This is a genomic window from Novosphingobium lindaniclasticum LE124, assembly GCF_000445125.1.
Lineage (GTDB): Bacteria > Pseudomonadota > Alphaproteobacteria > Sphingomonadales > Sphingomonadaceae > Novosphingobium > Novosphingobium lindaniclasticum.
In genome coordinates this window covers 19,469-31,599 of the sequence record NZ_ATHL01000113.1, presented here as the reverse complement: position 1 = coordinate 31,599, position 12,131 = coordinate 19,469, and the positions used below count along the sequence as shown (strand labels likewise).

General features: G+C 59.2%; 12 protein-coding genes and 1 pseudogene. 6 read left to right on the top strand and 7 right to left on the bottom strand.

Translation table 11 applies throughout. The features are described 5' to 3' along the window. The first annotated feature begins 1 nt into the window (after position 1). A complete protein-coding gene (locus tag L284_RS0124635) occupies positions 2-292 on the top strand; it encodes a hypothetical protein (RefSeq protein ID WP_031342801.1) in 291 nt (96 codons plus the stop codon). 46 nt (positions 293-338) lie between these two features. On the opposite strand, the gene L284_RS48050 is transcribed toward L284_RS0124635, so the two are convergent. Next, positions 339-611, bottom strand: coding sequence for a hypothetical protein (locus L284_RS48050; RefSeq protein WP_152524725.1), 273 nt, complete (start codon positions 609-611; stop codon positions 339-341). Between the two features lie 142 nt (positions 612-753). Between L284_RS48050 and L284_RS0124630 the strand changes: the two genes are divergently transcribed. From L284_RS0124630 to L284_RS41260, 3 genes and pseudogenes are all read left to right on the top strand, one after another. Next, positions 754-1,377, top strand: coding sequence for a YbhB/YbcL family Raf kinase inhibitor-like protein (locus L284_RS0124630; protein ID WP_031342800.1), 624 nt, complete (start codon positions 754-756; stop codon positions 1,375-1,377). A gap of 6 nt (positions 1,378-1,383) precedes the next feature. Beyond that, positions 1,384-1,877: pseudogene (locus tag L284_RS41265) on the top strand (nucleoside deaminase). A 64-nt stretch (positions 1,878-1,941) separates the two neighbouring features. Further along, positions 1,942-2,586, top strand: coding sequence for an SOS response-associated peptidase family protein (locus tag L284_RS41260; RefSeq protein ID WP_031342799.1), 645 nt, complete (start codon positions 1,942-1,944; stop codon positions 2,584-2,586). A gap of 40 nt (positions 2,587-2,626) precedes the next feature. Here the strand turns inward: L284_RS41260 and L284_RS41255 are convergent, their stop codons facing one another. Next, on the bottom strand, positions 2,627-3,184 hold the full coding sequence (locus L284_RS41255) for a hypothetical protein (protein ID WP_021235261.1): 558 nt from the start codon (positions 3,182-3,184) through the stop codon (positions 2,627-2,629). A gap of 348 nt (positions 3,185-3,532) precedes the next feature. Between L284_RS41255 and L284_RS48045 the strand changes: the two genes are divergently transcribed. Continuing rightward, positions 3,533-3,946 (top strand): hypothetical protein, encoded by a 414-nt coding sequence (locus tag L284_RS48045; RefSeq protein ID WP_152524724.1) that lies wholly within the window; start codon positions 3,533-3,535, stop codon positions 3,944-3,946. A gap of 475 nt (positions 3,947-4,421) precedes the next feature. Then, the gene (locus L284_RS48040) at positions 4,422-4,628 is read left to right on the top strand and encodes a hypothetical protein (RefSeq protein WP_021235260.1); all 207 of its coding nucleotides are present in this window, start codon (positions 4,422-4,424) and stop codon (positions 4,626-4,628) included. On the opposite strand, the gene L284_RS41250 is transcribed toward L284_RS48040, so the two are convergent. The 5 genes from L284_RS41250 to L284_RS41230 form a co-directional block, all read right to left on the bottom strand. Continuing rightward, a complete protein-coding gene (locus L284_RS41250) occupies positions 4,629-7,517 on the bottom strand; it encodes a conjugal transfer protein TraG N-terminal domain-containing protein (RefSeq protein WP_021235259.1) in 2,889 nt (962 codons plus the stop codon). It abuts the gene before it with no gap. A 17-nt stretch (positions 7,518-7,534) separates the two neighbouring features. Further along, positions 7,535-8,875, bottom strand: coding sequence for a conjugal transfer protein TraH (locus L284_RS41245; protein WP_407635851.1), 1,341 nt, complete (start codon positions 8,873-8,875; stop codon positions 7,535-7,537). A 149-nt stretch (positions 8,876-9,024) separates the two neighbouring features. Then, on the bottom strand, positions 9,025-9,870 hold the full coding sequence (locus L284_RS41240) for a conjugal transfer protein TraF (RefSeq protein WP_021235257.1): 846 nt from the start codon (positions 9,868-9,870) through the stop codon (positions 9,025-9,027). Further along, positions 9,857-10,267: a hypothetical protein gene (locus tag L284_RS41235; RefSeq protein ID WP_160172141.1), complete on the bottom strand. Its 411-nt coding sequence runs from the start codon at positions 10,265-10,267 to the stop codon at positions 9,857-9,859. The genes L284_RS41240 and L284_RS41235 overlap by 14 nt, the downstream gene beginning before the upstream one ends. Beyond that, positions 10,245-12,131 (bottom strand): conjugal transfer protein TraN, encoded by a 1,887-nt coding sequence (locus tag L284_RS41230; protein WP_021235255.1) that lies wholly within the window; start codon positions 12,129-12,131, stop codon positions 10,245-10,247. The genes L284_RS41235 and L284_RS41230 overlap by 23 nt, the downstream gene beginning before the upstream one ends.

Sequence of the window (12,131 nt, the reverse complement as noted above, 5' to 3'; positions counted from 1 at the left end):
GATGGATGCAAGCCTGCCGAAACATCAGCGCATCGTCATTGCGCTTTCAGTGCATATCCTGCGCAGCGGTGTAACCCGCTGCGGTGAAGCGCGGGTCGATACGGTCGAAGTCCGCCTGGCGCTTCGTTGTCTGCTCCCGCATTGCCGCGAGCGTTGGCCGCTTGAACTGTACTGGGATGCGGCGCGTCAGGAGAACGAGATTGGACGTGCCCAGGGTGTGACTGCGGCGTTCAACGGAATTGTGCGTCAATTGCGGCTTGCCGGACGGTATGAGGATACGGCGTCGTCATAGTCGCAGGAACGATACCGGGCCTTGTGAGCGGAACAGCCCTGGCGCCCTACAGCGCGCTGGATCGGAACCGCAAACCAATGCCAGTAAAGTCACCGGTCCTTGTGACCATTGTGATCCTTGTGCGTTGACGGGAGCGATGCCTGAAATCGAAAGCTCCCTCCTGATTGCCGCGAATCGCCTGCACCATCGCGGGTTCACGACCCCGATCATGTATTGCCGAAACGACGACGTTCTGATCGGCAGGATCGAGGGCATAGCGCACGACGTTTCCTGGCGCACCGTTGACCTGGTGGCTTTCAAGAGCGCGTTCATGGCTCACGTCGACGCTTACCTTAAGGGGCCAGGCCGACCGGTCTACGCAGATCGAGGGGCTGGGCCCGTTCGTTTGATGTGAGCGCCACGCGCAGCGAGCCAGCCGCGAGGCGGGAAGGCGCATCACCCGGTGTGGAAAGGATCACGAAGTGCTCGAACACGTACCTGCCTGGCTGGGCAAATTGCTCAAGGATGTCCGCGCCGGACACTCGAAACTGGCAATTGTTCGTGAAGACATGGGTGACCGCCTGTTTCCCTTGTCGAGCCCCGCATTCGCGGACGGTCAGCGGCTCCCGATCAGGTTCACTGCCGACGGAGAGGGCATTTCCCCGCCGCTGAGCTGGGGACCTCTTCCTGAAGGGACAGCCTCATTGGCGCTGCTCGTCGAAGATCCCGATGCACCTGCCCCCCATCCCCTCGTGCATGCCCTTGTCTGGAATATCCCGCCCGATGTTGGAGGATTGCCCGAGGGGGCGATCGTACCTGACGGGGACGGAGCGGCGGACGGCAGCGACGTCGGACGAAACAGCTATCTAGCCGAAGGCTGGTTGCCGCCCGATCCCCCCAAGGGCCACGGTGCGCATGATTACGTGTTCCAGCTTTTCGCGCTCTCCGAGGTTCCTGTCATCGAAGCCAACCCGGGGCGCTCCGCGTTTCTCGAGGCGATACACGGTAAGGTCCTTGCCGCCGGCTTCCTCATCGGGACCTACTCCCGCGATGAGCCGGCAGGTTCGAGTACCGCCGGGGCAGGGCTGCGGCCTGCGGGCGTCTAGGCCGCCATGATCGACGACAACGACAGGGCCTGGATGCGTGAGGCCATCAACTTGGCGAAAACGAAAGGCACAGCGCCGCAGGATACGCCGATCGCGGCCATCATCCTGCTGAATGGTCGCGAGCTCTCCCGTCCGTCAACAAGACCGAGGAGACTTGCGACGCAACGGCGCATGCCGAAATGATGGCATTTCGCGGAGCAGGACCGGCGCACGGCGACATGGACCTTCGCGGCGCGACGCTCTACTCGACCCTGCAGCCGTGCGGCATGTGCACGATGGCCTCGATCTGGGCCAAGGTGGGTCGCATAGTCTACGGTGCGGGTCGTGACGACGTTCACCAGATGTATTTCGAAGACCGACACCTCGACACCATGGACTTCATCAAGGACGCATTTCGTGACGACCTTGCGCTTGAAGACGGATGCTTGCGGGCGGAATGTGCCGCCCTCTACTTCGCGCCGGGCGACGAGGTTCTGGTGGAAGAACAGGGCAATCTCTGAGATGCCAAGCTGGGAAGGACCAGCAGCCGGACATAGAAGGCTATCGTCTCGCAGGAGTTGAGCAATGTGTAACCGCGCCCGCATGAAAGGTGAAATCGAGACGATCTGGGGATCGGTCGCCCAGCTTTTCAGCGAGCGCCCGCGCGACAATCGCTTCGATCCCCATGAGCTTCGGCCCAAGGGGAGAGCGTACGTTATCCGCGAGCAGGATGGCGGTCGGGCATGGGACATAATGAACTGGGACGTCCTAGGCGGCAAAGCGCCCTATCCGATGACCAACGTTCGCAACCTTTCCCTCCCGCAATGGAGGCGGCTTGCCGACCAGCCGGAAAACCGGTGCGTCGTGCCGCTCACCGAGTTCTGCGAATTCACGCCCCAAAAGCATGACCTTGGCGATGGCAAGCCGCCGCTCAAAGGCGAGATGTGGTTTTCGGTGATCGACCAGCCTGTCTTCGCCGTGGCCGGGTTCTGGCAGGGCACCGGACAGGGGAACGGCTTCACCATGGTGACGTGCGATGCCAATTCGCTGGTCGAACCGGTCCACCCCAAGGCAATGGTGACGATCCTCGATCCTGACGACATCGATATCTGGCTCCGGGGCTCCTACGACGAGATCCGGTTGCTTCAGCGCCCCTTTGAAGCTGAGAAAATGACAGTGCGTGGCCCGGTTTTCCCTACACGGGAACCCGCGACCACGCTGCCAGACTAAGCGAGCGTGCGATTTTTTCGACCGTAGGGCCGTCCCGACATCAAGTCGCCGAACGCGAAAGAGCCCGCATTACCGGTTCGGTCACGACATAGACGGCCTGTCGCTTCGCGCCTCGATTATGGTGATCGACCCGAAAGCCCTGGTAGTGTCGCTTGACCAATCCGGCTCGGACCAATTCGCTCACGGCTCGGCTTACGTTTGTACGGCCTGAGATGCGAATACGCTCAAGGACCATTTCATCAACCAAATGTTGTGCGGCAACGGGATCCGGCGGGAGTGCAGACGCGTCTTCGAGCATATGACGAACGCGACCTTCGATCGAAAGGCGACGCGGATCGCGTTGAGCGACCGGCATCAAAGCATCGCAAAGCCAGTCGCGAACCGGCACTCGCAGATCACCCACGAGCACATAGGGTCCAGCAGAACCGGTCCGTTGGCTGGCTTCGACAAGCAGGTTGAGCACCATGAACGCGTAGCGCGGACGTTTGCAGGTGCTGGAGAGGCGTTCGAGGATGGAAACCGTGGTGGTCGGGGGCGGCGCAGCAAAACGTCTCGGTTCGGAAGGTGTGCTATCGCTGAAAAGATCGGCCTGGAACATTTCATGAATCAAGCACGACCGGTCCGAGATGTGAATCCCTTTTCCGCGCAGTAAGGCAGATGGGCCATTCGTGTCACTTTGCCGCCGGCAAAGTGACACCAGCGTTTCTTAGTTGGCGCTTTCGCCTTGAGAGAATCGCGTTGATATCGCGGGGTGGAACAGTCAGCACGCTCACATCTGCAATGGCGTGCCGCTCATACCAGATGCGCCTAGCGCAAAAGCCTTGGCGCATACGGTCCCTCAAGCAACCCTTATGCGCCATGCCCAAAATGCCCACAATTTCCGCCTATTGAACCAATGCTCGACAGGCCAAGGCTATTAGGTCATGCTCTTTCTATGATTGCTTCCATGGCCTTCATTCTGCTTGCCAGCACATCGCCGGAAGTCGACCAGGCGGCACGCAATCACTGCGCCGCCGTCTCGAAGGCGCAAGTGGCAAGATTACGAGCAATGGCTGATGGGATCGAAGCCGATGCCCAATATACCGAGACGCATAACAACGAATTTTCACCGGAAATGATACAGCGATACGTTGTTTGGTATCGCAAACGACAATCAGAAGGCGCAAAATATCCAGCTTTGCACCTAACTAAACTCTCCGCCAGCGAGCGAATTGCTCGACAGAAGTCAATTGATGATTTTCTGGATCATGAGAAGGCGGAGAGAGATAATATTCTAACTGACTTTAGAAACACCCTACTTCAGGCTTGCCCTTGGCGAGCAGCGGAAATTAAAGCAAGAAGCTGGCCTGAGGGACTTTAGGCCCATTTTGCGTAGCGCAATCGCACGTCCGGCCCCTAAAGCAAACTGAAGCCTTTTGCGGCAATAGGCGGTCGCGATCAAAGTGGAAGGCTTGGCTTTCTGCGGGAGCACTTAAATCAGTGTGGAGCGAGAGAGATCAAAACCATCGCAAGCGAGGCACAAAAAAGGGAGAGCCAGATCGCTACCTGACTGTAGATGTGCAGTGCGACCCCAATCCAGGAATATCGACGCCGTAAGATAGCTCCGCTGCCCACTGCAATAAAGAAGGCAGCGATGACCGGCGCCGTGATGGAAGGGGAGCGCTGCAGCGACGCCTCCGCTAGCGGAAGTAGGCCCAGCACTGACACTATTAGCCAAGAGAATCCAAGCGTGCAGAAGCATACTGGATCATTGATCACTTCTGAGGAAGTGGTGTCAGGCTTCAAGGTTGCCAATTTTGCACCTTTGTGAGATTCATGGCTAGAAGGAACAAGCCATGAGTATGATCGATCTAAATCTATATAGTGCGACCTCAAGCCGTGAAGAGGGGCCATTGATCACTTATGATCTAAGTGCCCATGATCGGGTGATCGAACCCTACACGGACGAAGAGGGGAATGAAACCCTTGGTGGTCAAATCGGTTATGTAATTGCATATCTACTGATGGTCGCATTTATTCTTTTCGGATTTGTATTTTGGTAACTATTCTCTCAGTTTTGGGTCGTTGAAAAATCCCTTGTCCAAATCATGATTGACAGAGGTTTGGACAGCGGCCGCTTTACCGACATGGCCTTGGCGCAAGACGCGCTTCGCTTCCCCGATAGCCTCCACTTCCTGCCTACCAGCCTCGATCTTTGCGCCCACATCCCCAGGCACGGCGGGGCCCGATAGGGTCGGCACGGTTCCTAGACCATGCGGTTGGTAATGAGCACGAACGTCATCAGCATCCGGAATTTCTGAAGCAGGATCGACCTCATTCAACGGAGACGCCGCAATCTCTGGGCCGACAGATTCCCAAATCGCCTGGCTCCGTTCATCGAGGAAGCGAGAAATCATCGCATCCCTCATTTTTCTTTCGTCATTCGAGAAAACCGTTTGATGAAGTTCAGGGACCAGACCAGGCGCCATGGTAGCAGCTTTCTGTCGATACCATTGTGCAAGTTCCTGACTTAGGTTCTCGCTGAATTGCATATTATGACTTTCAGCATAGCTGATGTCGTTGGAAAGCTGCTCGGCCAACTCATTGAGATGACGCAATCTGTTCTCATGAGAATATGCGTCAGTTAGTGAATCTTCGCTTGCAGCATAGCGGCTGTTAGTCATCGACGAGCGTGCGAACGAGCCGCCGCGATTATAGGAACCATCGGTCGCGGCGTAGTTTTCTCCGTTTCCATGATCGTTACGAATGCCGTCAGTAGCCTGCGAGTTCTCATCGTTAGTTACTGTTCTGCCTGAGGCATGCTTCAAGTCCCAGGTCTGATTAGCAGCCCAGGTTTTAGATCCACTCACACCGGGGAGAGCGTCCACAACCTTTCCAAGCATACCCTTCTTACCGCGGCCTGCGCCTGCGTCCGCACTATTGCCTCCGGCTCCGGCTCCGGCTCCAGCCCCAGCTCCGCCCTGATCCTTGCGACCACCGTTACCTCCAAGGGCGGCATTAAAACCGCCAGTAACGCCGTCAATTTCCTGCGAACCACGAACGTAACTGTTATCAACCTTCAGCGTATCTGCAATGCCAGATCGGTTTTCTATTCCATCGTGAACACCATGAGATGTACGATCAAACAATTCATGGCTCGTGCCCGATTGGGTTCCACTTGCACTTTCGGAACCTCGCGTGCTTTCTACTGACGCATTTGCGCCGGACCTGTTTGAATGGGCCGCAGTTAGAGTGTGTCCGTAGCTCTCTTCTTCGCTCTGAGCGGCGCGACGAACGGCACTAAGCTGCTCACGCATTTCAGCAACGCGGGTACTGTTCATGGTCGCACCGAACGCCAACTTCGACATGGCCCCCGACGTATCAGTGACGATCGACCCGTCAGCTTGGTAGGTCTCTGTCGCACCATTGGCCATGCGGTTCGTGACCGACGACGCGCCCGTTGAATACGTAGGCGCATCTGACCATTGATTGCTCTGACGCATGTTCGACGTCAGGTTCGCAAAACTGGTATTCCCGTAGGAATAGTTGCCGGTGGTCTGCTCGACGGCTGCTGCTTCGGCCGCGTTCTGCGCCGGCGCAAGGATCGAGGTTGCCTGCCCGGAAATACTCATAGCACCGCGGGCCAAGCCCGCTGCGATGAACGGCACACTCATGAGCATGAAACCGGCGATCGTCGCCGTCTCGGCATTCACCGCGCCGATCCCGGCGAAACTCGAGAGCGTGAGCCCGCCTTGGGACACCGCATTGGAGGCGCTCTCGGCGCGCGTCATGCAGATCATGTGCAGGATGACGTAAAGCGGCCCCCAGGCAGCGAGGTAGAAGAATCCCGTCACATACCCCTTGAGCGCCTGGACCCCGGTCTGGGGCATCAGGAACAGCGGAAAAATCACCGGGAACATGGCGTAGAAGACCACGGTCAGCACGATGTTGAGTATGGGCACCCACGACATCGCCTGCTGGGCGATCGAGTTATAGGTATTGCGCGCCTGAATGTCGGCCCGGGTTGTGGCAAAGGCGTCCATCGAGGCGCCGCCGGTGCTGCCGCCCATAGCGTCGCGGGCCTGCATGAAGGCATTGATGGCGCTATTCTGCCGCATCGATGAGGTATAGTCGCTGGACGACCCGGTGAAGGTCTGGTTCACGATCGGGACGTCTTGCCGCAATTTCGCTGCCGCAGCCGTCTCACTCAGATTCGTGTAGGTCTGACGGCCCCAAAGCGGGGTCGAGGCGTCGATGATGCTATTCCATTGCCCTGTAAGCGCTTGATAGGCGGCTTGACAGGTAATGATGGTGTTGCTGACGGAGCCACCACCGTCGCGCTCAAGCCAAACCTGCGACCTGGCCGGAGATCCGGGCCCGATGGACGTCCACAGATCGGTGCTGCTCGCGAGATCCGTCAGGGATTTGAAATTCAGCAGCACATCGCCGAACACGCAATTCTTGTAGTGGTTCTGCAGGTTGGTCGCGAACTCGGCGTCGCGGATCTGGAAGTTGCGGGTCGCGTCGAACAGGCGCGATCCGTAGATCATGCCATTGTTGGAATAATTCAGCTGGCTCGGCATCGTGAAGACGGTTTCGGCCGTGCGGGTCAGCCAGTCACCCACCTGGCTGGAGAAACTGGCAATCACGCCAAGTCCCAGCGGCACGTTGGCGACCGTAGCGGGGGCGAGGGACGGGTTGATCCGGTCCGTCACTTTCACATCGACGGTCGGAACCATCAGGCAGGAATAGATCAGCGTCGAGCCAAGGAACCAGTTCATCCAGACACGGAAATTCAGCGTGAACGCCACGGAGAGGAGGGCGTAAATCAGGCCGATCACCATGACGACTTTGATGAGCGATCCATAGCCGCCACCACCCGTCCAAGCCGCCACGGCGTTGAAGGTGTTGACGATGTACTCCCCGCCACCAATCGTGAAGACCTCGACCATGCCTGTTTCCTACCCGCTTAGTTGAGACCCTGGACGTTGAGGCCGCGCGAGAAATTCAGCGCGGCCGCCATCCCCGGCGACATTGCGTTCTGCAGCGTCGATTCCAGCGCAATCGACTTGTTGATGAGCGCGATCGAGATGTTGAGCGTGTTCTTCACCTTTACATCACGCTCGGCGTACTTGGAACGCGCCTCGCCCAGCTGCTTGCGCCATGTCTCGGCGGTCGCCTGATCTGCTGGCTGAAAGTGGACCTGCGATTGCGTGACCCGGTCGAGCATGTTCTCGATCATCGAACTCAGGAGATTGACGGCCACGATCTCCGCGAGGGCATCGGACTCACTTTCGCTGAAACTGCCATGTGCCATCGCCTCGACGGCAAGCAGCTTATAGAGCGGCACGGTGGTCAGCGACAAAAGCTGCTGCTCGGCCGACGAAAGCGCAGCATCTGTGCGGATCTTGTCGCGCATCGAGGTGATCATAGCCTTGATGCGCGGGCGCAGGGCCACATTGGTCGGGATCGACAGGTTCTGCTCGGAGACCTGAAGGCACTTGTCATCATCGGTGCAGGTCAGGATCTTCGCCGTATTCCCGGTCTGCGTACCATCCAGAAGCGCTGTCACCACAGCATCCTCAGCGGGACCGATGTACTGGATCGAGGCCGGATTGCTGCCCTCAGCCTTGTTGACGATGATCGTCCCGACGACGGTCATCAGGTATTCGGAAAACTCGGCGTCGAAGGCACCGAACTTCTGCGACCGCTTCAGGGCCTCCCAAGTGTAATTGCGCGGCTCTCCCGGAATATGCTCGTTCATGGTGGCATCGCTGTTGTTGGCGAGCACGTCGTCGATCTGGCCGTCAGCCCCGCAGCCCTGCCTTGAGCGCGCCCAATCGGAGAACACACCCTGGCTGTTGCCGACGGCAGCACAGATTGTCGATCGCGCGCCCTGCATCTGAGGCCATACCGCACCGACCAGACCCTGCGCCGCCTCGCACGACGATATGTTCATCTGGTTCATCTGCTGGGCCGCCTGCTGGAACTCGCCCATGATCTTGCCGATCTCGGGCGAGACGCTGTCGATCGCCAGCTTGAAGGCGAAGCCAAGCGCATTGTTGGCCGTGGCCTTGAGCATCGCCACCATTTCAGCGGCGTTGATGAACGAGAATGAGCCAGTGAACAGGTCGATGCCGCCGCATCCCGCACGGGCGCTGGGCAGCTGCAGGTTGAAAGGCGACACGCTTTTCTGCGGGAAGCGCGTCCATGCGTTGCCAAGCGAATAGTAGCCGGCTGACTGCCCCTGATAGGCTGTCGGACCCGTTACGTTCGCGGCGCCACCGGCATCGTTGAAGAACGAGTTCATGGAGCTGGCAACATCCGCACGCGCTATACCGATGGGCACCATGCTGGCGGCACCGAGGGTCAAAGCAGCGGCGGCAAGCCGCCGACGAAATGCGCGGAAGCGGGAGGAGGGTTGGGTTTTACCGCGAGGGAAGGGGGCCACGTCGACCATCAGTAATCACTCCCGACCTTGGTGTTGGTGAGCATGAAGATCCGATCCATGATTTCGTCGGCCGAGAGGATGCCGAAACCGATAGGCACGGTCTTCCGGGTCGCGGTATCGAACAGGACCAGCGCCGGCGTCGCGTTGGGGACGCCCATGCGCTCGCGTTGGCCGGAGTCGACCACGTAGTTCGGGAAGTCCTTGCTCGGCCCTCCGTCCGTCGAGACGGCCATCACAGCCAGGCCATGAGAATCTGCAACCGAACGCAGGATCGGCGCGAAGATTTCGCAGGCCCCGCAGCTCTGCGCGAAGAAATAGAACATGCCGTAGCGCTGGCCGAGATGCGAAAGCACCTGGCTACGATCGGACGTGCGGTTATCGGTCCATGCCCGCTTCGCGACCGTCGAGACGGGCCGCTGCAGCGTGTAGTCGATGTCCGGGTTCTGCCACAGGGCACGCTGCCAGGTGTCCGAGAAGGTCGAGGCGCGATCGAGTTGTTCGCGCTGGAAGCGCACGTAGGCGATTACGTTCTCCTCGCTTGGCTCGAGGATGGCGCGCGCTTTCAATTCGTCGAGCTGCCTGGCGATCGCTGCCATGCGCTCGCTTGCGGACTGCGTCGGCTCGGCCGCCTTCTGCTCGCTCGGTTTCGGCTTTGGCTTCTCGCAATAGAACCACTGCCCCAGCTTGCGCTCGCGGCAGTAGAAATCGTCATCGCCTTCACCTGCCGCAAGCGCATCGTCAGCGGCAAGAGCCGGCACCGGCAGGGAAGGGGCCAGAGCCAGCAGAATGGCGCCAAGGCGGGCAATGCGGCCTCGCGCGCGGATCTCCAGAGCATTACGCTTATAGGTCGTCATCGACAGAGTGCTCCCCATCCAGTTCCTGCATTGCGATGCCCAGAACGGACATCATCCGGGCCACATCGAGCATGCTCGTGCCCTGATCCATCATCCGCACCAGACCGCGCAGATGCGCGCGGCCGTGCCGTCGCCCGTCGAGCGTCGGGCGAACACCCCCCGACCGCCGAACAAGCCAGCCCTTCTCGATCATCGCCCGCATCCGCTGCTCGATCTCGAAGGCGTCGAAGTGGCAATCGAACCAGTGCCCCAGCGTGGCAGAAATCTCGCCAGCTACGGCTGCCTTGCTGACGCGATGAACCCGCATGAAGATCGCAAGGTCGAGAACACTCATATCGATCAGGCATGGCACATTCGTCCCAAAGCCACCGGCGTCATTGGCTGGTGTGGATGTCATAGTAGTCCTGGATCTCGTCCTGGATTTCGCTCAGCGTGCTGACCTCATCGGGCAGCTTGGCGGCATCCACGAACTCGGAATAAACCTCGGTGAAGTCCATCACGGACAGATCGAGGCGCGAAAACTCGTCGATGGTGAAGCCCAGGCACTGCTCCTTCTTGGGCTTGCCCCACGGCTTGTTGAGCTGGATGCGACCCTGCTCCTGAAGGATGCGCGACAACTTGCTCTCAAAGCAGCAATAGGCCGTGCGCTTGGTCTTGCAGATGCCCAGCACGCTGGATGAGCAATATGTGCCAACCTTGTGGCAGAAACCCATGCGATCCTTGATGTCGAGCATCTTTTCGTCGGTCGAGCATAGGAACATCGTGAGGAAAGGCGTCGCCAGCGCGGCGATCGCCGTCGGCCCCCCGGCAATGGCTGCAGCACCGGCACCAGCGGTCAGAAGGCCCGACGTCTTGCCTGCGCAGCAATTGACCAGACCGAAAACCGGCTTGTGGCACGTGTCACGCTCACCGGAGAAGACCGTGAAATTCTCCTCGTCGAACTCTTCGCCTGCCTGGCCCAGCGCATGCAGCGCAACCAGCGCATCCTTGAACTCGGTCGAGGCTTCACGCTCGATCGTCTCGCAATCGCCATTGATGCAGTAGACGTCGTTACCACAGACATACTGCTTGGGATCGTCTGTCGCCGTCGTCGGCACCGGGCAGCGATAGACCTTTTGGCTGACCTTGCAGGCGCCCGGCGTGTAATCCGGGTCATCCTCGTCGTCGATGCACTCATCGCGGACGTAAGTGCATTCCGGCTTGTCATCCAATTCGCCACAATCATTGCCCTGCGTGATCTCATTACAGGTATAGTTCGTCTGCCAGGCCCAGCAGGGCTGCGTTACCGGAACACCGTTGATGATGCGTGTCTGTGGCTCGCTGTCAGTGCAGACCTCCGCGCTCTGCGCCACGCACTGCGAATTGTTCTCCAGCGCCGTGCAACCGTTGACCTTGTTGGTCGTGACCACCGGCGCCGCGTTATCGACCTTGAACCAGTGCTGGCCGGTCGTCCGTGAAATGACCGGATATACGGCGTTCGGGTTCGAGAAACTGAACATGTGGTTGCCAACCACGCTCGCCTGGACCGAGCATTCCATGACCTGCAGCAGTTGGTTGCCAAAGTCCCTGTTGCAGCTCCCCGCCGCCGTCGAACCATATTCTGCCATCGTGCCACAATAGGAGGCGGTCCCGACCGGCTTGCAGGTTCCTGCAGCGATTTCATCGGCCATGCTGTCAGGGTCCACATAGGGGCCGATAGTCGACATATGGTAATAGTAGAGGGTCCGGTTTTCGACCGAGACATTCAACGTCGATGTGCAGGTGCGCGGCACCTCATCGAGCTTTGCCCCATAGTTGCAGGTCGCCTCGTAATAGCTGACATTCCCGCCACCGGGCGGCAGGGGCGTGCAGCTGCCCGCCTGTCCACCCATCTGTTCGCCCTGAAGGTAGGTGTCAGGGTTTGCTTCGATCTCGGTCGCGCGGCGCGTAGTATCAAGGATCTCCTGAGCGTCGAACTGCGGGCGCGTGTCATTGGCGTCGGTCGTGACCGAGAACGCCTCGTTGCTGCTCGCCTGCGCGCCGGCATCGGCCACGAGCTTGTCGGGATCGTCGAAGTAGCTGCTCTGCGGCAGATCGGTTCCCTGATAGCCGGGCACCTGATCGCGCATGGTTTCGCTGGGCACCAAGGCATCATTGGCGCGCATGTCAGTCGCGAAATTCTTCCCGTCCTCCTTGGCCTCCTGCACCGTGCTTTGCGCGAGAACGGCACCGGCGCCCGCGAACGCGATCGGCAGGATCAGAGAAAGGGCGAAACGGCGCAT